General features: G+C 45.6%; 15 protein-coding genes. 4 read left to right on the top strand and 11 right to left on the bottom strand.

Annotated features, from left to right (window positions below; translation table 11 throughout):
- Positions 1 to 335 precede the first annotated feature (335 nt).
- From GKS34_RS00360 to GKS34_RS00325, 8 genes are all read right to left on the bottom strand, one after another.
- Positions 336 to 2,114: a sodium:solute symporter family protein gene (locus tag GKS34_RS00360; RefSeq protein WP_163382835.1), complete on the bottom strand. Its 1,779-nt coding sequence runs from the start codon at positions 2,112 to 2,114 to the stop codon at positions 336 to 338.
- Between the two features lie 225 nt (positions 2,115 to 2,339).
- The gene (locus tag GKS34_RS00355; protein ID WP_240459137.1) at positions 2,340 to 3,440 is read right to left on the bottom strand and encodes a PAS domain-containing sensor histidine kinase; all 1,101 of its coding nucleotides are present in this window, start codon (positions 3,438 to 3,440) and stop codon (positions 2,340 to 2,342) included.
- A 313-nt stretch (positions 3,441 to 3,753) separates the two neighbouring features.
- Positions 3,754 to 5,670 carry a sulfatase family protein gene (locus tag GKS34_RS00350; RefSeq protein WP_240459136.1) on the bottom strand — a complete coding sequence of 639 codons (1,917 nt, stop codon included), beginning with the start codon at positions 5,668 to 5,670 and terminating at the stop codon, positions 3,754 to 3,756.
- A 132-nt stretch (positions 5,671 to 5,802) separates the two neighbouring features.
- Entirely contained in the window at positions 5,803 to 7,209 is a 1,407-nt protein-coding gene (locus GKS34_RS00345; protein ID WP_163382834.1) for a putative collagen-binding domain-containing protein, read from the bottom strand.
- A complete protein-coding gene (locus GKS34_RS00340; RefSeq protein ID WP_163382833.1) occupies positions 7,206 to 8,555 on the bottom strand; it encodes a DUF1593 domain-containing protein in 1,350 nt (449 codons plus the stop codon). The genes GKS34_RS00345 and GKS34_RS00340 overlap by 4 nt, the downstream gene beginning before the upstream one ends.
- A gap of 84 nt (positions 8,556 to 8,639) precedes the next feature.
- Positions 8,640 to 10,196, bottom strand: coding sequence for a sulfatase family protein (locus GKS34_RS00335; protein ID WP_163382832.1), 1,557 nt, complete (start codon positions 10,194 to 10,196; stop codon positions 8,640 to 8,642).
- 457 nt (positions 10,197 to 10,653) lie between these two features.
- Positions 10,654 to 12,234: a SusD/RagB family nutrient-binding outer membrane lipoprotein gene (locus GKS34_RS00330; protein WP_163382831.1), complete on the bottom strand. Its 1,581-nt coding sequence runs from the start codon at positions 12,232 to 12,234 to the stop codon at positions 10,654 to 10,656.
- Positions 12,235 to 12,350: 116 nt separating this feature from the next.
- Positions 12,351 to 15,737, bottom strand: a complete 3,387-nt coding sequence (locus GKS34_RS00325; RefSeq protein ID WP_240459135.1) for a SusC/RagA family TonB-linked outer membrane protein — start codon at positions 15,735 to 15,737, stop codon at positions 12,351 to 12,353.
- A gap of 473 nt (positions 15,738 to 16,210) precedes the next feature.
- Here GKS34_RS00325 and GKS34_RS00320 point away from each other — a divergent pair, with 473 nt between their 5' ends.
- Positions 16,211 to 17,623 (top strand): sulfatase, encoded by a 1,413-nt coding sequence (locus GKS34_RS00320; protein WP_163382830.1) that lies wholly within the window; start codon positions 16,211 to 16,213, stop codon positions 17,621 to 17,623.
- Between the two features lie 85 nt (positions 17,624 to 17,708).
- Here GKS34_RS00320 and GKS34_RS00315 read toward each other — a convergent pair whose 3' ends face one another.
- Positions 17,709 to 19,553: a DUF885 domain-containing protein gene (locus GKS34_RS00315; protein WP_163382829.1), complete on the bottom strand. Its 1,845-nt coding sequence runs from the start codon at positions 19,551 to 19,553 to the stop codon at positions 17,709 to 17,711.
- A 217-nt stretch (positions 19,554 to 19,770) separates the two neighbouring features.
- Here GKS34_RS00315 and GKS34_RS00310 point away from each other — a divergent pair, with 217 nt between their 5' ends.
- From GKS34_RS00310 to GKS34_RS23355, 3 genes are all read left to right on the top strand, one after another.
- Entirely contained in the window at positions 19,771 to 20,202 is a 432-nt protein-coding gene (locus GKS34_RS00310; RefSeq protein WP_163382828.1) for a VOC family protein, read from the top strand.
- A gap of 77 nt (positions 20,203 to 20,279) precedes the next feature.
- Positions 20,280 to 20,555: a DUF4287 domain-containing protein gene (locus GKS34_RS23360; protein ID WP_240459134.1), complete on the top strand. Its 276-nt coding sequence runs from the start codon at positions 20,280 to 20,282 to the stop codon at positions 20,553 to 20,555.
- On the top strand, positions 20,540 to 20,833 hold the full coding sequence (locus GKS34_RS23355) for a DUF5655 domain-containing protein (protein ID WP_317167956.1): 294 nt from the start codon (positions 20,540 to 20,542) through the stop codon (positions 20,831 to 20,833). The genes GKS34_RS23360 and GKS34_RS23355 overlap by 16 nt, the downstream gene beginning before the upstream one ends.
- A 39-nt stretch (positions 20,834 to 20,872) precedes the next feature.
- Here the strand turns inward: GKS34_RS23355 and GKS34_RS00300 are convergent, their stop codons facing one another.
- Entirely contained in the window at positions 20,873 to 22,411 is a 1,539-nt protein-coding gene (locus GKS34_RS00300) for a glycoside hydrolase (RefSeq protein WP_163382827.1), read from the bottom strand.
- A 392-nt stretch (positions 22,412 to 22,803) separates the two neighbouring features.
- Entirely contained in the window at positions 22,804 to 24,828 is a 2,025-nt protein-coding gene (locus GKS34_RS00295; protein ID WP_163382826.1) for an FAD-dependent oxidoreductase, read from the bottom strand.
- Positions 24,829 to 24,840: the final 12 nt, after the last annotated feature.

Below are 24,840 nucleotides of genomic sequence, written 5' to 3'. Positions count from 1 at the left end.
TTCGCAAACTCAGTGGATGGAAAACAGTCTATTTATAGAAAATTTGGCAAATATATTGGTATTTAATAATCAAATGAAAACAATAGTTAGAATTAACAAAAATTTAATTCCACTTTACCAAACACGTGCGTTCGAACAGTAGAGCCCTATCTGAATTCTAATAAGTTACCTAAAATAGAAGTCTTTAACCTTGCCATCACTGCCTCTTACTCACCTATTTTTACGACGCTTAAACTCTGCTAAATGCTACAAGGTGAAACCCCTTTTTATCGAAAAAAATAACCCTGAGCAAACGTCCCGTACCTCTGAGCAACTACTTTTTTGAGGTAACAAACTTATCTCAGCCTTTTTCTCAACAAAAATACGGCTCCGAAACCAAGACATGCCAGGAGCATCAACAAAACGCCACTTAGCGGATTCCCCAATAGAATGTGGCCTGTTCCAAACAAAAAAGCATAAACGCCAGTAACCCCCGCTGCAAAAGCAAGCAAGGCTGCCTGGAAATCAAATACCTGGGAAGGTTCTACCGGCTTTCCTTTTTCACCCATCAGTTGATGTATGCTTCTCCATCCTGGACCCGGAGCCTTTGTTTTTTGAACGAAAGCCATTAATTTCTTTTTATCCGTTTCAGGTGTCAAATAGGCAGCAGCTATCCAGCTCCCGGTGGTTACAAAAATACCTATAAGTAATTCAGCTGAGGTTGTCAAAGGTTCAAAAAGTGCTGGGTGTAGAAAAGCAAAATACAAGGCCATCAAAAAGGAAACAGCCATGGCAACCATTTCACTGAGGGCATTGATGCGCCACCAATACCATCTCAATATGTAAATAAGTCCCGTTCCGGCCCCAATCTGCAGCAAAATCGCAAAAGTCTGCAAGGCATTTTCTAATTGCAGCGCTACATAACCCCCAATAACCATGATGAGCACAGTTGTAAGACGGCCGATTCCAATGAGATGCTTTTGGGAGGCATCAGGCCGGATAAAACGCCGGTAAAAATCATTCACCACGTAAGAAGAACCAAGGTTCAGCATGGTAGACAAGGTAGACATATAGGCTGCCACGAGGGAAGTGACCACCAGCCCCATGATGCCGACCGGCATAAAGGAAAGCATGGCCGGATAGGCCATATCGTCCTGAACTATAGAAGCATCGGCTTCTGGAAAGGCCCGCCGCAATGCATCCAGATCCGGAAAAACTATAATGCTGCACAGAGCCACAATGATCCAGGGCCAGGGCCTTATGGCATAGTGTACAATCGTAAATAATAACACCGAAGAAAGGGCATGATTTTCATCTTTGGCAGCTAGCATGCGCTGCACAATAAACCCTCCGCCACCCGGCTCCGATCCCGGGTACCAAACCGACCACCACTGTATGAAAACAGGAATAAGAAATACCATTAAAAACACCTCCCAGTTATTAATGTCGGGAATAAAATCAAGTTTCACGCTTACCTCAGGGTGCTGAAGTAGCTCATCCAGCCCGCCAATGGCCGGATGGTTGACCGACACCCATGCCGCAGCGATGGCTCCGGCCAGGGACAGCCCAAATTGCATAAAATCGGTAAATACCACCCCTCGCAATCCTCCCAGGCTACTGTAAAGCACGGTCACCAGTCCGGAAAATAACAACACCGGCAAGGGACTAAGTCCCAATAACACCCCGCCAATTTTAATGGCTGCCAGAGATACACCAGAAATAATAACTACATTAAAGAAAATCCCCAGGTAAATGGCCCGAAATCCCCGAAGGAAAGAGGCCGGCTTGCCGCTATACCGGAGTTCATAGAATTCAATATCGGTCAGCACACCAGACCGCTTCCACAACCGGGCAAAGAAAAAAACCGTGAGCATCCCGGTCAACAAAAAACTCCACCATACCCAGTTTCCGGAAATGCCATTTTTCCTGACAATATCCGTTACCAGGTTGGGCGTATCCGTGGAAAAAGTGGTGGCAACCATTGAGATACCCAACACCCACCAGGGAAGGTTACCCCCCGCCTTGAAAAATTCCTGAATGTTTTGTGATGATTTTTTGGAGCTGTAGATGCCTATCCCCAGGGATAAAGCGAAAAACAGAATGAGGATCAGCCAGTCTATGCCCTGTAATAACATGTTGGGAAGGTAAGACTTAAACGTTAAAAAAGTAGCAACAAAACCCTAAAAACAAAAGCATTTAATTGGATGCCAAACGAAACCAAATACCGCTTAGCAACGATGTAAAATCCCTCCCGACTTTGGTCGGGACAGGCTCTTCGCATCTTAAAAAGGAGAAATCGTTCAGTTTGCCGCTGAAGATGCGATTTGGATGGATGCTTCGGTGGTTGTCCTGTCAGGCAATTACTCCTTAAAAGTAATGGTGAATCTGGCCCCCTGTCCCGGTTTGCTGTCGATTTCTATTTTACCACCCAATGCGGTGATATGGTTATGTACCAGGTACAATCCGATACCTTTGCTATCTCTGTTGGTATGGAAGGTTTCTCTGAAACCAAACACTTTGTCTCCTATTTTATCCATATCAAACCCAATTCCATTATCCTCAAAAACCAATTGAGTCTGACCAATGGTCATGTTGGAATGGATGGAAATCACAGGACTCACTCCCGGCTTTGCATACTTGATGGAATTAGTCAGCATATTTAAACATATACTCTCCAGATAAGCTTCATTGAAGCTCACCTCCTTGCAGGCTGAAAAATCAAATTGAACCACCGTATTAGATGCTTCTATTAGCGATTTTATGGAATTAACTACCTTTTTCAATACCCGCTCCAGATTCAAGGGTTCAACTGTCACTGCCAATACATCTCTCCGGCTTAAATCATCCACATACCCATCCAGCGTATTTTTCAAACCCTCTGTTGAAAGTTGCATCAGTTCAATAAATTCCAGTATTTCCGATTTTTCCATAGTAGAAGCATTGAAGATACTGAATAAAGAAAGTAAATTGTTTACAGGAGACCGCAAATCATGCGATGTAGTAAAGGTTAATTCTTTTAATTTTTTATTGGACTGTGTCAGTTTGGTAATCAGGGAATTTCTATCCTCTTCCAGTTTTTTCTTATGGGTTATGTTTTTGGCTACTGCGTAGATAAACCCCTCTTCCTTCGCAGGCACAGAGGTCCAGGACAGCCAAATAATGTCACCGGAATAGGTGAGATACCTGTTTTCAAAATTAAGCAGGGGAATACCATCTGAAATGATATAATTCCGGGTCTCCACCGTCGCATCGAGGTCTTCCTTGTGAATGAAGGAATTAATGGGTCTTCCATATAAAATTTCATCCGGGTAACCCAGTACCTTTTTTAAAGCGGGATTGACCCGCTTAAAATAACCATCAAACCCGGCCACGCTAAACAAGTCCAGTGACAATTCAAAAAACAACTCCATTTTAAACGAAGTCATTTCATAGGTAGGCTCATTTTTTGTGCGAAAATCCATAATTGATTCAAAATTGAAGCGGTAAAAATTTCATTAGAAATAACTGTTAAAAGGAATTTTGTTTCAAAGGTATGCTGTTAACGGCAATAAAAATATCAAATAATTTAAGCAAATTATTAAAATACCAATTAAATTTACTAAAAGTCCATGATAAAAAATCAACTTTTTTAAAATAAAAAATACTTTCCTTCTTTTTTTTGTGGTATAATTCAATTTATTTGGTTTAAAATAATTTTTTTTACTTATAAATTTATCGGGATGTTTTTCTTCTCCTTCCAGAAAAAAATGAGTGGTTATAGTTTTCTTCAGGCCGTTACTTATGGGTATCAATGGCTATTCCACAGTTGATCTGCGTTTGATCCAGAGCCATTCCAATAAACATGGGGTAGCTCCAGCTTTTGTAGCGACCCCAGATTTCTCCGGAATACTTAGGGAAAATTTCTTCCTGAATCACTTCCAGCAAAGGTTGCGCTTTATCTCCCAATTGCCGCACGCTGATCGCCGCCTGCAACACCTGCACTTCATCATCTAGTCTGAGCATCCTTTCCAATACCTCAAAGGCCCGTGGATCATTAATTCTCTTTGCCGCAATTTCTGCTGCTTTGATGGCTACCGACGGTACTTTATCCAGCATCAACTGGCTCAAATGAGGCAAAACTGCCTCTATTTCTCCGGAGTACGCATCCAGTGCTACCAATGCCCAAAATCGAGAGGCAGCCTCCTGCGCCTCGAAAAAAGGAATCAATGCTTCCGGTTCCTTGACCTTTCCCGTCAATCGGGCCACCACCAGAATTTCCCGGAAAGCCTCTGGAGAATACGCCTGCGCTATTTCGTATACGCTTTTGCCAGAAGCTTTCGCCTGCTCCATCATAATTCCCTCCGTAATCAAGCCAGTATCCCGATGGCGGATCATCCATTCGTCTAGCTCTTGACTCAACCTACCAATCCTTCCGGCCAATTCGGGTTGGTCGATCAGATTGATTTGCTCCAATGGATCGTTTTCCAAATCGTACACTACTTCTACCGGCTTGGGAGCAAGCAATTGCAGGACAGGCTCCGACAATTGTCCCAGATCCCGCAGGCGATTGATTTCCTCGTAACTCCCTCCTTTGTTAAAAATCAGGGCATTCTGATAGTAAGGCAACTGGGGCATAAAATGCCGCACGTACAAATACCTGCCGTCAAATACGGATCGGGATACTTCGTAACAATCATCTGCACGGTCACGGTAACCGAACACAAACTCCTTCTCTTCAGCCTCTGCACCCAAAAAATTCTTTCCCTCCATCCTATCCGGAACCGCGGCACCCGCCAACCGAATCACGGTGGGGGCAAAATCTACAAATCCTACCTTTCTGTCTGTTACGGGCTCTTGAATGTTGCTTACCAAATCCTTGTATTTGTCTGGGACGTGTAGAACAAAAGGAATTTGCAATCCGGCATTGTCCAGCCAGCGCTTATGCCCCGGTAACCCGTGGCCATGATCCGAAAAAACGAATACAATGGTTTCATCCAGCAGGTCATCAGCTTCCAGCTGTGCGAGCAGCTTTCCCACTTCCTGATCAAAAACCGCCAACAGGTCGTACATATGCGCCCAAATCTCTCTCATTTTGGGACTGTCCGGAAGGTGTGGTGGCAATATTGCCAGATCGGGATCACTATACACCTCCAGCGACTCGGTATCGCTATCACGTAAGGCATTGGTTGGGCCCTCATGCGTCATCATGAAATTGAACACACTGAAAAAAGGCTGTCCATCGGCCCGGTTTCGCCAATGTGCCTCCCTGCTGCTCTCATCCCAACGCCCCTGGTGGTCAAAGTTGTAATCGGTCTTAACATTGTTAGTCGTGTAATAACCCACTTCTTGTAAGACCTCCGGCAAAATTTTCAGGTTTTCCGGAACGGGTATTTCCGAGCGGAGGTGCTGAGTACCCAGGGAACTGGCATACATTCCCGTGATCAACGTGGAGCGGGCCGGAGCACAAATGGGGGCATTGGAATAAGCACGTGTAAAGCGAATGCTTTTTTTAGCCAGGCTGTCGATATGGGGCGTTCGGGCATAGGTATCTCCGTAACATCCGTAGATGGGACTCAGGTCTTCGTGGGAAATCCATAAGATATTAGGGCGATCCGGCAAGCTCTCATTAGTCCCACATGCCATTAATCCCAGCAGTACCAGTAGCAGCAGGGAATTTAAGTTGCGTCCTTCACAAACCGACATTTCTATCATTACCTTTTTATTTTCATGATCATTCCAGCGTTTCCCGGATTCAATTTCTGCTCAGGACTAACCGGTTTAGCTTAGCTACTTTTACCACTATTATAGCCTTCCTTATCGTACCCAAAACACGGTTTCTGTTGCCTATTCTTTCACGATCACTGCCATGCTGCCGTTGTTTACCGGCGTTTTTAGATTGATTTTTTCCCCTCCTGTAACCTCAGTTGACGAAAGCCATTTTCCATCGGATAGGGACAGCCAGTGAAGTGTAGCCGCTCCTGCTAAGTTACTAAGATCCACCACCACTTCTCCTTCCCCCGGCAGATAAATAAGGTACTTCTCGCCTTCCCTTGCGGCACAGTACGCTTCGTTTTCCGCTCTTTCCGATAGCAAATCCATTCGGGCATCCACCTCCCAAAGCTTAACCCTTTCCTCCACTTTTCTCAAAGATGAAATGGCCAGAATCGAAGGAGCACTCAAGCCCAGTCCTGCGGGAGGTCTGTGAAAGCGGCTGGAAGCAAATCCACCGATAATATTGCGATAAAATGTTTCCACGGCATGCTGCTCATTGATCCCACGGTTGGTCCAGGGACTGGTCCGGCTGCCGTAAATTTTGGTACTATTGACAGGCCTCGGATTGGCTTGCAGGTAATCAAAAATAAAGCGGGCATTGTCCCAGTTTTGCTGGCCGGTATTGTGGCTGTTTTGGGACATGTCGATATAGGAATAAATTTCTGGTCGGTCCAGGGTTCTCCGGTGCATGTCGGAGGTAATATCCCAGTCATCCCACATCTGGGTAATCATGATTTCCTTATCACCAGCCTCTTTTTTTACGAATTCGGCCCAATAAAGTGCCCATTCGTCCTCCCCTTTCGTCTCGTTGTCAATGCAATACAAAACGTGGTCGTAAGCAAGGGTGTGACTCAGGAGTTTCCGAACAAAAGATTCCTGATAATTTAGTAACTTCGGATTGTCATCTAAGGCCGGAACCGTATAGAAAAAGGGTTGCTCGTTGGCCCCTGGATGATTGGGGTACAGGCTGTCCAGTTTTACCTCTTCATAGGTATAATTGCTGTTGTTGGCAGGATGGTAGGGATCGGATAACCACTGCTGCCTGGAATGGTCAAACCGATCCCAAATTTCAATTTGCACGATGATATCCCGTTGTGCCGTCCAAAACAACATACTGTCCATTCGACCCCAGTAGGCATCGTTCCATGTTTTTAAATCGTATTTTCCCTGCTTATCCCGGGCAAATGCACGCAAATTACCCGGATCCCGATCACTCATGGTATTACGAATGTAATTCCCTCCCACGGCATGCAGACTGTCCAGATGGGATTTCAAGTTACCCAGCTGAAACAAATTATCATCGTCGGTAGCCCCCAACAACAGAACCGGTTCTCCCTTGAATTCCCAGTAGGCCGGGTTTTCCGACCAAGGCCGAATACTGCCCGTACTTTCTAGTTCATGATCGGAAACTGTTTCCGACTGACAAGCAGCCAGAACATAAAAAAAACAAATAAACAAAAGAGGTTTTGGCGTTTTCATGGGGCTGGGTTTAGTAATATGCGTTTGTAACCGATCATAGACGGCAGCCCTCGATCCCTTACCTCCAGGATCAAATGGACGGATTCTCCCGCTGCAACCACCGGCATCTCGAAGGTAATAGCACTATTGTTTTCTCCATAATGAAATCGGATCGGTTGGGTCGGACGGTAAATCTCTTCATATATCCACCAATTGAAATCCAGTTGCTGTCCATCCGGATCACTGCTTTTTCCTGCGTCCAGGCGAACCTGCTCCCCGGGTTTTGCAGAAATAACCAGTGGCATCACCCCTTCATGATCATTTAATACTACTTTTGGATTGTGATTCGCATCTTCATATGGAAGATGTGCCCATTGTACCCGAGCCATAAAATCGGATTGAAAAGCGGTCCGCCACCGGGCTACGGAGTGCCTTTCATTGAGCGTCCCACCGAAAAAATCCGGAGCATCTATATACAGGTTGCTGCTTAACAATCGGTATCTACCTCCCCAGCCTCCCCAATCCGGCCGATCCGGAATATTTAGCCCATTACCTATCAAGCCTAAAAAGGAAGGGCTGTCCCCCTCCTTCATACCATTGGTACCATGCCCGTGGAGTTGATAGCGATCACTGAGGGGACCATTACCGTGGATATTCGCCCGAATCCAGTCCCCATCCTGCATGTGCTGATCACCGGTCATATACATGCCTCGGAAGGCCGACAATTCACGTACGCCGGTAAATCCATACCAGGCGTAACCATTGGCAATGAAGTTTAATTCTTTAAATTCCTCGAGCAGATACTCCCGGTGCCCGTCCTGATCTCCAATGGCATGCACCTGGATTTTTCGGCAAAATGACTTCACTTCCTCCGGTGCTCGGTTTTGTTTTACTTTCCATAGTGCCTGTGCCAGTTCCCGCAAGCCGCCCCAAACCGGAATGTGAACCAAGGCTTGTGCTTCATCTACCACTTTGATAATGGCCTCTGAAGCTTCGGTATCAAAACTCTCACCAATGTCTTTCGAATTCCCCTGCCCTTCCCGGACCAAAGAAACAAGGACGTCCGGATGGGGAAAATCTTTCGAATGAAGGATCAGATTGGGGTACACTTCCCGGTACGCCTGCAAATGCCCCTTAATTAACTCCGGTCGAATATCCTGACCATGCCCTAACCTGCTGGTAGCACACAAGGCCTTGATATCGAAATGATCCGCATAGTATAGAAAGCGCGTCAGACTTTGCTCGTCATCCGTATCCCCTCCAATATCGGTCAACAAAATTACCTGCGGTTTTTGACGGGAAATCCCATTGCCGAGTAAAAGGCAGTTGATGAGCAACCCAAAAAACAGGTATACGATAACTTTCATTGGCTTTTTCATTTTTAACTGGTAAACAACATGTTTACTTTTAAATAGGACGCACCAAGTGAATCTGATCTTTTGTGCCCGGATTTACTTCAGCTCCAGGGCTTCTGTGTTGACAAATTCTTCACCACGGATGGCGACGAAATCTTCCAGCATGGCTTTTACCTTTTCGGGATGTTGGTCCGCCAGGTTTTGTTGTTGTCCTTTATCCTTACTCAAATCATACAGTTGGAAATCCGAATCGTTGCCCAATTCAATATTTACCTGAGTGTTAACCGCAGGCCCCTTGTAGGGTGGAATGAGCACCCAATCTCCTTGCCGGAAGGCTGTCCGGCTGGTGGCCTCTAAAACCAGTGATTCCCTACCCTGATCAGCTTGACCCAAAAAGGTATCTATGAAATTTTGTCCATCGGCACTTCGTTCACTGCTACCTGTCAATGCAGCCAGGGAATTCAGAATATCTATCTGGCTGATCATCGCATCGGACTGCCCGGGTTCGATAGTACCTTTCCAATAAGTGACGAAAGGCAAGCGGGTACCTGCTTCAAATAAACTGTATTTCCCCCCTCTGAATGGTCCCCAGGGGGTATGATCCCCGAGTTTTTCTACCGCATCGTCGTAATAGCCGTCGTTTAGCACGGGACCGTTGTCACTGCTGAAAATTACCAGGGTATTTTCAAGCAATCCCTCCGCCTCCAGGGTTTCCATAAACTGCCCGATGCACCAATCGGCTTCCAATATCACATCTCCCCGGGGTCCCATGCCTGATTTTCCAGCAAACCGAGGGTGGGGAGTACGGGGTACGTGCGGTTGTTGAAAGGCGTAATAGAGGAAAAAAGGAGCCTCCCTTTCTTCCTTAACATATTCCTTTGCTTTTTCCAGGAAATGATCTGCCATATCTTCATCCACCCACCGGGCCTTTTCCCCACCTTTCATGAATCCGATTCGTGGAATCCCGTTGACAATACTGTTATTATGGCCGTGGTGCCAGTTCATGGTCAGCAGTTCGGGGTTATCCTTGCCGGTCGGTTCTCCCTCAAAGTTTTCACTATAACTGATTTCAATGGGATCGTCGGGTTCCAACCCTTGCACCAGCCCATTCTCCAGATACACAGTGGGAACCCTGTCCTGAGTGGCGGCCATAATGTAGGAATAGTCAAAACCCACTTCGTTGGGTCCGGGACTTACCTGATCGTTCCAGTTCACATTTCCACTCCCCAGGCCCAGGTGCCATTTGCCCACAACGGCAGTGGTATATCCTTGCTGCTTTAACATCTTCGGGATGGTAAGCTCCTCGGTACCGATAAGCAGCGGCGCCGTACCGGGCAATATTTTGGCATCTTTATTTCTCCAGGGATAGGTGCCGGTAAGCAAGGCATAGCGGCTGGGAGTGCAGGTGGCTGAGGCCGCATAGGCCTTTGTAAATTTCATTCCCTGATTTGCCAGGAAATCCATATTGGGCGTTTCCAGGGTACCTGCTTCGTAGGCACTCATGTCTCCATAGCCCAAATCATCCATATAAATTATGACAATGTTGGGTTTTTTGGTAAGGGTGGTTTCATCACTTTTTTCAGACTTGCAGCCAAAAAAAGCCACTATCAGAAAACTAACAAGCAGGGTGGAAACGAGATAATAGCGGGTCATAAATGGGTTTTAAGTAACACGGGACTAAGTTGGAAGTCAAGATAAATAAAAAATATTAATTACCGGGCGATTGCATTTTCCTTTTCCATTTTTAAATAGAGTCGTTGGTTAAATCCTACCTGGTGATTTCGAAAATTCTGGTGCCTACCTTAATTATTAAAGGTTTCACGGATTGGAGAGACGGAGAACACAGCTGATACAGTCCATAGGACTGGCCAAATCTATTTTTCATTTTAGGAGGAGATTGAAACAGGAAATCGTGAAAGTCCTCTTCCCCCCGCACGCCCATTGCGAATCCTTTGCGCTCGCTGCCAGAAAAAGAGCGTCACGCCAGGATAAATTTGAGAGGCCTGAAAAAATCCCCCATAGACTGCTTTATTATCGAAATTAGGTTTTTCCCAAACAAAAAAAGGGTACCCATAGGCACCCTCTTTTATTGTTCAACCGGTTATTTTGTTTAATTATCCCAGAATATGGTTCTGGTGAGATTATCGTTAGGCTGTACCTGCTGGTAATTTTCGGTGTTGTACGTTTGCTCAGAACCGGGGTAAATCCACCTGTTCGGAGGAAGACTTTGCTGATTAGACTGATCTTCCCAGAACTCCAAATCAAGCATTTCGATTCTTCTCAATTCAGCCCAGTTTTCGTTGGGTTGAACCACGTTGAAATGAAGCCATTTTTGTTCGGCGATCAGCTTCATTTTTTCAGAAGCACCTGCAGCCGCGTCCCAGCTTACATCTTCGTCTGCCAAATACGATTCGATAGCAGCTTCGGTGACAGGCACGGGTTCTGGAGAAATCAAATTATTACTCATGTTTCGTAGCATCTCGTAATAGTGAATGGATTCCTCAATACCCATTTCGTAGTGTTGTTGTGCCTGGGCATCCTGGCCCGCTTCCAGGTAATATTCGGCGGCCATAAAATGCACCTGACTGGCGTTGATCAACATACCGGGAAAGTATTGATTACGGCTCAACGTGGTCCGGTTGTAGATGGCCATTGTGTTGGTTCCGATCAATTCGGTCTGAACTGATGAACTTAAAAGCGGATCCAGCGTGAGAAACTCTCCTTCGGCTTCTTCACCCGGTTCAAATACATACGTAAGCCGTGGGTCATCGTTATTTAACATGTGATCCAACAGTGCTTTACCAGCCACATTACCATCCCAATCTTCCAGGCCACTTTGAAAACTGGTGGCTCCGATGAGGGTACCAGGTTCATGGATACGAAAGCTGATGTTTTCATCGTTGGTAGTTACGATTGGATAATTGGCAGGATTGGACAAAATCGTGTTGATTTCAGACACAGCCCGGTCAGAGAACGCAGGAACATCACTTACGCGGGTAAGCATTCTGATACGAAGCGAGTTGATGTATTTCAACCACATATCAATATCACCACGATTAATCAAATCCTGAGATTCAAAACCAGTTAATATACCTGGGTTGATTTCCATGGTCCGCAACTCATCGGCAAATCCAGCCAGATCATCCAACATTTTTGTATAGATGGCTTCTGGTTCATCATACACAGGATACGATTCACTATAATCTCCTCCGTTGGTACTTAGCATGCCTGCGTCAGAAAAAGGAATGGCGCCGTGAAGGTCCACCACTTTCTGCGTGTGATCATACAAATAAGTAGCTGCCGTAATCATAAAGACACGATAGTCTTGCTTATTTTGATCACTTAGATCAGCATACACCTTCTCCAATTCACGATACTGCGCCAGAAATTGGTAATAATTATTCCATCGATCATTGATGGCGGCAGATCCGGGAACATACTGGTTTTCTTCATTCACCCATCCTATAGCCTGGGTGTACCGGTTTAAGGTAATCCTTAAAACCACAAAATAATTCCAGTAACTTGGAAGCACGTATTCCCTGTTGGCGATCATAAACCCGGTAAATTGCTTTTCAACCGAGGTTTCTGAAACCTTCGAAGGATCGGTATAGTTTTCCTCAAATTCGGAGTACTCACAACCTGCCAGGCCGATAAGAACAACCAAGGTCAGTAATACTATTTTATTTTTCATCTGTTTATAATTTATTTTCAGCGGTCAGATGGAATCTCGCATGGAAGATAATCATTCCACAGTGTGATCGTCCTGCTCGATTTCATGATACTTTGATTTAATATAAGAAACACCATTTAGAAGCTAGCCCTAAGCATTAAACCTACGGTTCGGGTAGCAGGGTTGGTACCTGCATTGGTAAGGGTCTGCGACCATCTGGAACCACCTGTCAACACTTCCGGATCCAGATCCTTGATGTTTCGGTAGAAGAAGAATAAATTTCTTCCAAAGGCAGAAACATTGATGCTGTTTGCTCCCAATCGTTGTGCAAAGGCCGATGGCACAGAATAGCCCACAGAAAGTTCTCGTAACTTCAGGTAGGTATTTTCCTTTATATATAGCTCGTAACGGGCCTGGCTGTATTGCGGTCCTCCCCAGTTATAGGTTCGCTGGTAGTACAGGGCCTGAGAAATTACATTGGTATTCGGATTTCCATCCGCAGTAACGCCATCCATCAGCATACCGTCGTTATACACCGGTTCTCCATTAGGGCCTTGCGGACTGGTAGTTTGAACTCCTTGTCCATCAGCATTTACGTAATAGGACAATCCTCCTCTTTCGGTGTTCATGTTGTTCAAACTTTCCTCTGTCAATCCCCTACTAATCATCCAGTTGACACCGGTAGGCATCACACTACCACCGATCTGAAAATCTGCTAAAACGTTTAGCGAGAAATTCTTGTAGTTCAGGTTATTAAAAATACCTCCTACAGCATCTGGCATGGCATTACCCGCAAGAATCCATTCGTTGGGATTGATTTTGTACAAGCCGTTTGGCTGAACGATTTTTTCACCATTGGCATTGGTCTCCACCGGACGGGCAAAGAAATCGCCCATAGGACGACCTACCACGGATCGCAGTTGAGCAGCGTTTCCATCGTAATCGGCATGAAGTAGTTCTGTCGCATTATTCGCCAACTTCTCTACCACATTCCTGTTACGGGCAAAATTAATTCCTGCCATCCAATTCAAGTTATTTCCTTGATACACGGTACCGCTTAAAGCAATCTCAATACCTTTATTCCTCAGGGTACCAATATTGGCAAGTACAGAAGTGGCACCAGAGGTGGCCGGGAGTGTCAAAGGTAAAATCTGATCCCTGATTTGTGCATTGTAGTAAGAGAAATCCAAGGATATTCTGCCATTGAAAAATGTGGAATTTGTTCCAAGCTCAAATTCATGCTTCTGCTCGGGTCGAATACCGTCGTTACCGAAGCTGCTGGAAATATTGGTAAACAGGACTGGCGCTCCACCTGGCTGCTGAACTCCCAACGTGTTTTGATTGTAGGCAATATTCGCCCGGTATACGTCAGGATAATTACCCACAATACCCCAGGATCCTCTTAATTGGGAGGAACTAATAAAACTAGGTAGTTCAACAGCATCCGATAAGATAAAACTGGTATTGGCCGAAGGATACACAAAAGAATTATTATCCGGATTCATGGTAGAGGTACGGTCTCTTCGAATAGTACCTTCTACATAAAGAAAACCTTTATAATTCAGGTTCAAAGTACCAAGAGCGGCATCAATTACTTTTGAGCTTCTACTAGAGCCGTTATTTGGCAAGTTGACCGAAGCTACAACGTCAAACAGGTTTTCAGTACTTAAGCCACCATTTGTACCTCTGGATATAGAGGAGAAACTCTCTTTATCTGCTGTATAACCCGCAGTAGCGCTCAGTGTTACGTCGTCAGTGATTTTCTTATCGTAGTATAGGAATACATCCCCATATAAGATGCTAAATATCTCGTTGGACATACTAAAGCCTCCCGACGGACCAAATGCCAACGGTCGGGTGGTAGAACTCTCATTTTCATTTTCCCTATACGTGAAATCTGTCGAAACTCTGGTTCTTAGACTCAATTCATTGGTAAAGGCAAAGGTATTGGTAATGCTACCAATCACCCGGTTGCTAAGCTCGGATGCCCTTTGTTCGTTTACACTCCATACATAACCGCCAATGGCATCCTGAAAACCGTTTCGGGTGATGTTTTCTTCCGGAGTCAGGCTTTGTCCGTTCCCAGTAACATAGCGGTATCCCCTGCTGGTTTTGTATTTGTCCAGGTACCAGGCTCCGTTGTCGAAACGTGTCATCATACCTCCAAAATTATTGATCATCCGATCTACAGAGTACGGGCGATTAGCGGTGTATTGATTAACGTAATTAACAAATACGTCGGTTTTTATCTTGTCAGTGATTCGGAAGGTCGCATTTATATTCGCGATGTTTTTGCTGTTTTTGGAATTCAAACTCAGCGCCTCATTGTCCTGTCTGGTTAAGGAAACACGAAAATCTGCCACATCGGTAGAATTGGAAATGGCCACGTTTACCTGCGAACTGATCGGGTCATTAAATAGTGCAGCGTAGTTATCTTCCTGTGCCACATAAGGTCTTATCTGATCATCCCATGCCATAACGGGCCTCCCATCAAAAGGAGCTCCGAAATTGATATTGGTAGCTGGCAAGCCAGTGGATCCGTCGGGGTAGGTAATAAAACCCTCTTCATTCTGACCAAAGTCAAAAACATGAGATGGGGCACCCGGACCTCTTACATTCTGATATCGAGGTAGGTATGCAATTCTATCCATCGCATAATTGGCATTAAAATCCACTTTAAATCCTTTAGTGGATCCTTTTTTGGTAGTGATCAGGAGTACACCGTTAACCGCCTCTGAACCATACAAAGCAGCCGCCGAGGCACCTTTCAATACAGAAATATCGGCAATGTCTTCCGGGTTAATATCCAATAATCCATTCCCTCTCAAGCGCTGGTCTCCCCAAAAGTTGTTATTGTTTACCTCCTCATTTCGGATAGGAACCCCATCCAAAATAATCAGAGGCTGGTTCCTACCGGTGATGGAATTGATACCCCGAATGGTAATGTTTACCGCAGAGGTCGCTCCACCTGCTCCGGCCTGAATCCGAACGCCAGGCGCTTTTCCATAAAGCGCTGTAGCCAAATTGGGCGTACCCACTTTAACCAATTCATCTGCCTTTACCGTAGTGGTAGCATACCCAATAGATCGCTTGTCCCTCTCTACTCCAAAAGAAGTAACTACAAACTCATCCAGGCTTCCAATGTCTTCCTGCATGGTCACATTGATGCTACTTTGGTTGCCTACCGTAATTTCCTGGGTTTTGAACCCAATAAAAGAAAATACCAGCGTGGCATTTTCGGGGGCGTCCAGGCTAAACTCCCCGTTGATATCCGTAACGGTACCCCTTGACTGTCCTTTTATCGTAATGGTTACCCCAGGCATGGGTTCGCCGTTCGCGTCGGTTACCGTACCGGTCACCTGTGCTTCGAATGCATTGAATTCTGCTGCCAAAGCAGCACCCGGACTCGTGGTTGCCTGGGCATGGCTTGCTAACATACATGTCAGCACAATACCTTGAAACAAAAAGAAGAGGTTCCTTTTTATCCCAATGGCTTTTTCTAGTAGTTTTTTCTCATTCTTCATTTTTTGATTGGTCAGGTTCAGGTAAGCAAATGCGATACATGAACGTTTTTGTAAAATGGTTACTTAAATTTTTGACAATCTGTCGTTTTTAGATGATTATCGGTTTCCTTGTTCCATAGGCGAAAGCAAATTTATGTCGGTGAAAATTAGATTAATTTATTTAGGCTTTCAATTTTATAATTTTTTTTATCTTAATCCAGGAGTTATCTAAATTTTTTATTTTATTAACCTACTTTTTTTTAAAATCAAAAGTAAAATCTGTGAATGGTAGCATTTGGTTTATTTAATTTCCCAGAAACTCAGTAACAATCGGCCACCTACCCCGCTCTCGAATCAGGGCGAACGGTATCTCTGAAATTTCAAAAAAGCGTCGGTAACAAAATGAGCCTGAATGAAGAAGGCGATTGCTTCCAAACCTTAGTAAATAGCCCGATAGGTTATCACGCAGGTATACTAATAAAACGCATTCAGAAATGAAGGTAAAAACGACACTATGCCTGATGGGCCTGGTTTTCCTGCTAGCGCAAAGCTACGCCCAAAATCAACTTCCAGAAGGCTCCCCGCCCAATATCATTGTTATTCTGGCAGATGATCTGGGCTATGGGGATGTGGGAGGATTCTATGGAGGCAAAGCGCATACCCCAAACCTAAACCGCCTGGCGGATGAGGGAATGCTGTTCACTGACTTTCATAGCAATGGTGCCATGTGCTCACCAACGCGCGCTGCCCTATTGACCGGAAGGTATCAGCAACGGCTCGGTATTGAGGATCCTCTTCCCGGAGATTGGCAGCAAAAAGGGGTAGGAGCTATTAAAGGTATTGCCAGGGAAAATCTACATTCAACACCGACGATGGCTGATTACCTCAAAAAAGCCGGTTATACCACTGCTTTTTTTGGCAAATGGCACTTGGGAAACCATCCAGAAGCAAGCCCCTTGAACTTTGGCTTTGACGAATTCAAGGGCCTAACCTCTGGCGATGGAGATTATTTCACCAAACTGGATCGATATGGCTTTCCGGATTGGTGGCATAACGAAAAACTTGCTTTTCAGGAAGGGTATGCCACAGATGTGATCACCGACAATGGGATCCAGTTTATAAAACAGAACAAAAAGCAACCTTTTTTTCTTTACCTGGCCCATTTGGGTGTTCATTTTCCCTGGCAATCGCCCGCAGACGCCCACCTGGAAACGCGTAAAGAAGGAGTCGATTACACTTCCAGCCATCCCGGACCTGCCAGTAAACTGGGTCCACATTCACCTGAAGAAGTCCCCGAAACACTGGTAAGCATGATCGAAGCACTGGACCGGAACGTCGGCAAACTACTGGCCTATCTAAAAGCGGAAGGGCTGGATCAAAACACCCTGTTGTTTTTCACCTCCGATAATGGACAATACCTGGATTACCAGGGCGATACCTGGCCTGTCGTGGGATCCAACGGCATTCTGAGAGGTGAAAAGTCGGATCTCTACGAGGGTGGACACCGGGTTCCAGCCATCGCCTGGTGGCCCGGCAGGATTCCAGCTGGAAGCCGTTCTAGTGAAACACTGGCTTCCTTCGACCTGTTGCCTACTTTTCTGGAGTTGACCGAGCAGTCCTTGCCTAATCCGAAGGGGCAGGATCGCCTGGATGGGCAAAGCCTCCTACCGATCCTGACAGCGGGGTCAAAAATGCCCGACAGAAGCCTCTTCTGGAGAACGCCAGAGGCTATAGCCGTGAGAAAGGGGCCCTGGAAACTTCTGGAAGACCGGGTCAACGATTCCCTGGCCTTGTACCACCTCGGGCAGGACCTGGCCGAAAGCCGGGATCTTAAATCCGACTACCCGGAAATCGTCCGGGAGCTGAACTTTGAAAAGGATCGATGGGAGCAGGAAATGGATAAATAACAGGTAACGGATTTTTTTTGAAGGAAGGGCTCTCCCGAAACGTTCACGATTGAAACCTTCGAGGTCTCAAAGACCTCAAAGGTTATCAACCGTTGTAAAACAAGGTTTTTCCCTCTTTTACCCCAGCTATCCACCGCTTTACTTCTTCTTCCAATATATCCAATGGCAGGGCTCCTCCACCCAGGACGGTGTCGTGAAAGCTGCGTAGGTCAAATTGATCGCCAAGTTCATCTTCTGCCATGGCCCGGAGTTCCTGAATTTTTAGCATTCCGATCTTGTAGCCGGTGGCCTGCCCTGGCATTACCATATACCGTCTTACCTCTGCTTTGATGGCCCCCTGGGAAATGGAGGAATTGTTTGAAAAGTATTGGATAGCCTCTTCCTCTGTCCATCCCTTGGCATGCAGTCCAGTATCTACTACCAACCGTATGGCCCGCCAGATTTCATTAACCAGCCTGCCAAAATCATAATATGGATTTTCATAGCCCCCCATTTCTTTGGCTAGAATTTCTGAATAAAGCGCCCAACCCTCCACATAGGCATTGAATCCCAATTGGGTACGGAATTTTGGTAGGTCTTCCAGTTCCTGGGCAATGGAAATCTGCATGTGGTGGCCCGGATTCCCTTCATGGTAGGCCACTCCTTCCATAGTAGATTTGGGCATGGCGTTCATATCAGAGAGGTGCACATAGTAGGTTCCCTTCCTGGAACCATCGGGAGTGCCTTTAGAATAATGCTGGGGTGCGCCATCCTGTTCCCGGAAAGCTTCCACCCTTCTGACCTGCAAATCCGCTTTGGGTAGCAATCCAAAATAATTGGGTAGTTTGACCGTGATGGCATCAAGAAAAGCCTTTGAATCATCCAGATAAGCCTGTCTGCCCTCATCCGTGTTGGGGTAGAAAAATTGTTCGTCGGTATTGATAAACTCAAAAAATGCTTCCAAGCTACCCTCAAAACCGACTTTTTCCTTGATGTCCAGCATTTCCTGTTTGATGCGCTCCACTTCAGCAAGACCGATCTGGTGGATTTCTTCAGCAGTCAGGTCCGTGGTCGTAGATGCTTTCAGGCGGTGTTGGTAAAAAGCATCCCCTTCCGGATGCCGGCTGACACCCGTAGGTTTTTCCTCCAACCCTGGCAATTCTGCTTCCAGCCAGGCAATCAGCTCCTCATAAGCCGGTTTAAATCGATCCTTCAAAACCCGTGCTGTTGATTCCCGGAAAGCCGCTGCCTGATTTTCATCGATTTTCCCTGTTGCTTTCAAACTATCTATTTTGGCAATGGCATCGTTCCAGAGTGGGGAACCTTCCTCTCCTTTATCGAAAGGTTGACCCGCAATGAGTGCCTCTGCCTGGGGGATTACCATTTCATAGGCAAAGCGTGGGGGTTTGATACCAGCCTCTGACTGTTTTTTCGCCCGGTCCAGCAATTGCCGGATGGCTCTTCCAGTCTCTCCGATCCTGCTGATCAAAGCCTCCATGTCTGAGGATTCATCCACTTTATGGTAATTGATCAGTGTATTGGGCAACCCTGTATGCACACCCATCATCTGGTTGAATATATAGGGATATTGTCTGAATTCAGCTTCCTCCCTGTCCCTCTCGTATTGGTATTGCCACAAGTCAAATGAAACCCTGGCCTCTGGATTAAGGCGGGCTTTGTCAAACTTTTCCTGCATTTCTTTTACGCTGTTTTGTCTCCATGCGAGCTTTTCGTCAGCACCCTCCTCACTAAAGTCATCCAGCTGATCGTATAGATCCTTGCGGCCCTGTGCGGTCAGTTGTAGCGGATTTTGTTGAAGCCATTCCTCATATTGCTCATCCAGCCATTTATTGAATTCGATACTTTGGTCTTCTTTTTCACCTGGCCCGGAGGTACATTGAAAAAATAAAATCGCAATGGAGATTAGCAGAAGGTTATGGCTTTTGTACATGGATTTAGATGGTTAAGGTGATTGGTGGACAAATACGAAACTAAAATACTATTTTTTTCTTCAGCATTCATCCAATAGTTAAGCCATTTGCCCAAACCTGATAAATTTCTGAAGGTAACAGGCTGCTCAATTTCTTGCCCTAAGACAAGTTTACTTTCCGCCTGAAAAGCTTAAATTTATACTTGTACCGTTTATATAAGCATAAAACCCAAGCGCCATGACAACAATCAACACCTACCTTACCTTCAACGGCAATTGCAGAAAGGCCTTTGAATTTTACCGCTCCATATTTGGAGGCGAATTTTCCTCTATCAGTACATTCGGAGAAATGCCAACCCAGGAAGGCTACAAAATGTCAAAAAATGACACTAACAAAATCATGCATGTGGCACTTCCTATCAGCAAGGAAACGGCCCTGATGGGTTCTGATACCAGTGAAAACTATGAAAAAGCTACCTTTGGTGATAATTTTTCCATTTCGATCCAAACAGATACTAAGGAAGAAGCCGACAGGTTATTTGATGCCCTTTCAGAAAACGGAAAAAAGACCATGCCCATGGACCACACTTTCTGGGGTTCTTATTTTGGCATGCTGAAGGACCAATTCGGCATCAATTGGATGGTCAGTTTTGACACAGGGACACAATAAATTAAATTGAAAAGACTCAAATTTTTGATCAAAAAACGATCGATTTATAAATTTATTCAGACTACAACAAACCTATTATGGACCAGGCATCACACACCATGATAGAAAACCTGCACAAAAACACAGGTAAAACTCTGGAGCAATGGATAGCAATAGTAGGCGAGGAACCACTTGCAAAGCACGGAGAAATGGTCCGTTTTCTAAAGGATAAACATGGACTCACCCACGGATTTGCGAATATGGTTGTGCTCAAGGCCAGAGGTTCGGATGCAGGATCAGCAGGTAATAAAGAAGAACTTGTTTCAATCAATACAGAGGAAAAGAACATCTTAAGCCGATTTATGAAAAGCTGATCGAGGAAATCAAACTGTTTGGAAAAGATGTGGAAATTGCGCCTAAAAAAGCCAATGTAAGTATTAGAAAAAAAAAGCAATTTGCACTACTTCAACCTGCCACAAAATCCCGATTTGAAATCGGCATAAACCTTAAAGGGCAGGAACCTGAAGGGAAATTGGAAGCAGTCAATACCCCAAATGCCATGTGTTCCTATAAAATCAACCTAAGTCACTTGGATGACCTTGACCAGGAAGTGATTTCCTGGCTTAAAATGGCTTATGAAAATGCAGGTTAACGCCGGATCGTTTGCTTCACCAAACGTCACTTTCTCAGTTTAGGGAACACCAGTAGTCAGTGTAAGTATTGAACTGGCTGGAACAAGTACTTCCTCCGGAGAAAGGATTGACCTGAAAGCCAAATCATGGTCCTTGTCGGTGAGGTAGCCAGCCCATTCTTCTGGAATGCCATCCCTCTCCACCTGTAGCGATACTTTTGCCTCGGAATTGTTGGCGTTCACCAGGACAATTACCAAATTACCCGACTCGGGATCCCGGTAAGCAGATGCCAGCAAATCCTTGTTTTGCATTTGCTGATCGGTCAGAGTTGCGGAAACCCTTCGGTAGCCCGGACGAATAAACCGGCTGTAATTTCCCATCGCCCACAACATTTTACTTTCTTCCATATCTCCGTCTGTCTCTGATTTGGAAATATATACCAAGCCGTCTTTGTAATCGTAAGGGGAAATGGCGAGCCACCAATGCCAGGCAGAGGCCTGTGCCACTACCAAATCATGGTAGATCACCCTGGCCATATACAGGGCCGGGGTCATTCCCAAATCTTTGCCACTACCGGAAATTTCACCCTCATTTCCTCCAAGGATGCAGTATTCGGACATCCAGTATTTTAAGCGGGGAACTTGCTGAACAGCATTGGCTACTAATTCTCTTTTTCTAACCGCCTGATGAACAGGCGAAGTGGTAAAATAACTGTGGCCAGAGATGGCAGTACTCAAATGTGCTAAATCTCCAATATAATTCTCACTATCCTTTTCAAAGAATTCTCTTATCTGATTGGCCCTTCCCGGTCGGTTGTGCTCTCCATACAGGTACTCAATTTGTCCTGCTTCCGCAATATCAATTTTGGTTGACAAACCACTTTCTTGCAATTTTGCATCCAGCGACCTCACGATACTTGCGATCTCCCGGTTCCAAAAGGGTGTACCTTCCTGTCCGCCATCTTCCCAGTCCCATTGGGGTTCATTGACCGGACTGATATAATCGACTGCCAGCCCTTCTTCTTTTAAGCCCATGAGTGTAGCCACCATAAAATTCGCAAAAGCGGCCTGATTTTCTGATGCCAGGTTGGATTGTTTTCCACTGTCCACAAATGCTTTTCCATTTCGGGTCAACCAGACTGGGGGGCTATTCAAAAAGGCCAGCAGGTATTCCACCTTTTTTTCCTTTGCGGTATGCGCCAGCCAGAATTGGCCCTTTTGGCCTTCCCTGTCAAAATGGCCATCTTCATTTAGAAAGGAGGGTGCCCTTCTCCAGGGATCCCTGATCCCACTTCCATCCCCTTGCCCAGCACTGGCAGCACCCAGGTTCATTCGCCATAAGGACAATCCAATGCCGATAGGGTTTCCCTGCTCATCCATGTCTTTGCTGAATAGCAAATCAGTAATAGTTTGCTTTTTATCTTCCGGCCAATTACCCACAAACTGTCCGGACCAGGCATCGGAAGCACCAAAATGATCGATTTCCTGAAATAGGTTTTGCGGATCTATTTTCAGGTTAAAGACTTCAGTTGGGGGATGGGTGACTACCTGACAATGCGTGCTACCTGTTGAAAGGCAGAGAATAAGGAAAATAGCCATTTTTGGCATGGTATTGAAAATTAAATGGGATCGCTTTTTTCAAAGATAGAGAATAGATCATCATTTTATCAACCGATTACCTCAGGCGAAAAAATATGGGTCATGTCATTATATCCTATTTTCACCCTTTTTTTCATTGATTTACGAAAAGAGGATTTTATGATGCCGGATTTTCCTGAAGGTATATAAATGAATTTGCGGTTGTGAATTAAAGTTACGTTCGGCCATTGCAAATGGCCTTTTCGCAAGTTTTTACTGTTTGAAAATTGGTAATACGAGGGTGAAGTTGCAAACTCAGCACTATATTTCTCCTGGCATAAACTGAACTAAATTTCATCAAATAATCAGCCTATTAACAAATCAGACCATCAAACCATCAGATAATCAGACCATCACCTCGCAGGAACCCACAGCACCGCATCGGCTACCACCGCCCCATCTGCATCTTTATTGGAAATTTCCACAAAAGGGGAAGTATTGGGTTTTAAATCAAATTCGCCCAAATGCACCCATTCCCCGGAAGTCTGCCCTTCAATACGGATATCCTCCTCTTTGACAGTAATTTCATGCTCTTCAAAGCCATCTGAGAGCAGAATGTAGGTTTGCGAACTCCCCCCCTGAGACCTTGGAAAATAAACGTACACATCGTAAGGGCCCTCTTCCTGTATCGCAGGTCGAAAACGGACTGATGTTTCCCCGGCATCCCTAGCAACAGATCTCAAATAACTGGGACCGTAACCTCCACGGCTTTGCGTTTCCCAATTACCGGTAACCTCCACTTGCTCGCTGTCTTCGTTGTCCACCAAAATTTCCGCCGTACTGCCATCAGCTAAGGGATTTTCCTTTAACTCCTCCTGCAAAGCAGCTACATTGACTTCCTGCACGGCCTGTTCCTTATCAATGGCCATACTTGCAGCTACAGCGGAGGACTGTCCCAATACCATAAACACCGGCTCCATGCGAATGGACCCGTAAGCAATATGACTGGCTGAAAGTGCTACCGGCACCAGGAGGTTTTTAGCATCTTCACTTTTGGGAATAAGGGAACGGTAAGCTATGGGATAGGGGCCAAAACCTCCAATTTCCACATTACCTTCATTTTTTACCATTTTTTCACCATCCTTTTCTATAACCAGGCGTTGTATGTTGTGGGAATCCATGGTGTATGCGGCCATGCCTACCCCGTCTTCCACCACTTCGTCACCCACGCAATTGGCTTGGGTCATCACGTATTCCCCCACCATGCGCCGGACTTCCCGCACGTAGAGTTGAGGTGTCCAGTTCCCGTTGTCCACGTATTCGTCTTTGGGATATCCCCATTCCTGAATTTGTTCCTGGAGTTCCCTGGGAACACGCGGGTCAGTCTTATAAAAATAAAGCAAGGATTTGGTATATTGCGTGTGGGCATCAATGATTTCCTGCCGCCTCTCGTAATCCGCTTCGGGATAGTCGTGGTTCATTCCTATCATATCGGTAGAAAAACCACCTCGGTTATTGATATCCGTTTTGCTATTTGGCATGCGACTCCAGATAAAATAGTTACCGAGGCTCCTTCGATCAGGTTGTGCTTCAAACAAGCGGACCAACAAATCGAACATGGAGGGGTCATAACCCTCGGGTTCGGTAATTTCTATCCGATTTGCCGGATCGTTGGTCAGGCAAATGCGGTAATTATAAGCCTGGATTTTATCATCTCCGGTGCCATCTGGCTCCAGTTCGGCATCACTAATTCCCCAAAGCAATCCGCTGGAAGGATCTCCTGGCGTTTGGTAGGGATCTACTCCGTCTGGAAACTGGTGACCATTCATTAATTGCACGCCATTGTAGGTTTCCCCATACTGCTCATTTGACTCTCGTCCAATGGTATAAGAAACACCGGCCTTAGCCATCAGGTCTCCTTCATATGTGGCGTCGATAAACATTTTTCCGGAGACTTCCCGTTCCGACTGAGATGGATCCTGTGCATTTTCCAGCGTAATCCGGGTAATCCAACCATCCTCTTTGGTAGCCGCGCTCATTCTCCATCCAAACTGTACCTCGATTCCCGCCCTGTCCAGGTAATCCTGAAAGGTATTTTTGGCAACACTGGGTTCGAATATCCATTGTTCGAATTTTCCGTAATGATCTCCCAATCTCCGGTAAAAATCGCGGGAAAGACCGGTGACCGCATATTTGTTGCCGATATCGGTATAGCCAAGCCCTCCGCTTGTCAAGCCGCCCAGGTGTTGGCTGGGCTCTACCAGCAAAACCGATTTGCCCATGGTTTTGGCAGTATAGGCCGCTATCACCCCCGCAGAGGTAGCTCCGTAAACGACCAGATCGTAGTTTTCACTTTCCGATTTTGTCTCTGCTGTTTCCTTACAAGAAGAAAAAAGCAAACCCAACACACAGGTCCAGAGTAGAATGTTTCGTTGCATCTGTTTACTATT

It is taken from the genome of Cyclobacterium jeungdonense (assembly GCF_010994275.1).
Classification (GTDB): domain Bacteria; phylum Bacteroidota; class Bacteroidia; order Cytophagales; family Cyclobacteriaceae; genus Cyclobacterium; species Cyclobacterium jeungdonense.
The sequence above is the reverse complement of the archived record's forward strand: the minus strand, read 5'-3'. Positions and strand labels throughout refer to the sequence as shown.